The 613-nt window shown below is 43.4% G+C and carries 1 protein-coding gene; it reads left to right on the forward strand.

All coding sequences use genetic code 11. The features are described from left to right. Nucleotides 1–71: 71 nt before the first annotated feature. A partial coding sequence (locus tag LMF89_RS25490) for a phage major capsid family protein (RefSeq protein WP_229537600.1) occupies nt 72–613 on the forward strand: 542 nt, incomplete at its 3' end.

The raw sequence follows: 613 nt of genomic DNA on the forward strand, positions 1-613 counted from the left end.
GGATCCAGGACGATGATGTTTGGTACAACCAGCAGGCGCGCGGAGAAAATATTGAACAAACGGTTATCACCATGATTCAGAAGCAGTTTGGTGTTGATTTGCAGGACCTTATTTTTAATGGTGATACTGCAACTGATGCAGAGGATCCTAATTATGCATTTCTCGGTATTATTGACGGTTTCGTGAAAAAAGCAAAAGCGTCTACGAATAAAACTGATTTAGCAACAACTGCGCCGACTATTGCTGACTTTACCAATCACATTCAAGTTTTGCCAGAGAAGTACAAGAATGCGCATGATGATATTACCTGGTTTATTACACGGGGCACGCATGATAGAATCGTTTCCTTAGCTACCCAACGTCAAACTGGATTTGGTGACGCTGTGTTGCAGGAAGGTAAACTGAGCCGACTTGCTGGTTATAATGTTGAGGTCGTAGCAAATTTACAAAGCGGATTTGCGGCATTGACGCCATTTAAAAATTTCAAGCCAGTGTTCACCCGCGAGCTAAGGTATAACCGAACTGCCCAAGGGGCAACAGCAGCTGCTAAAGATGCTACCTATCATATCATTTATGCTTATCTTGATGCAGTGGTTCGGGAAGTCGATGCTGT

Origin of the sequence: Pelosinus baikalensis, from assembly GCF_020819555.1 — a bacterium.
In the GTDB taxonomy this organism is placed as follows: Bacteria; Bacillota; Negativicutes; order DSM-13327; family DSM-13327; genus Pelosinus; species Pelosinus baikalensis.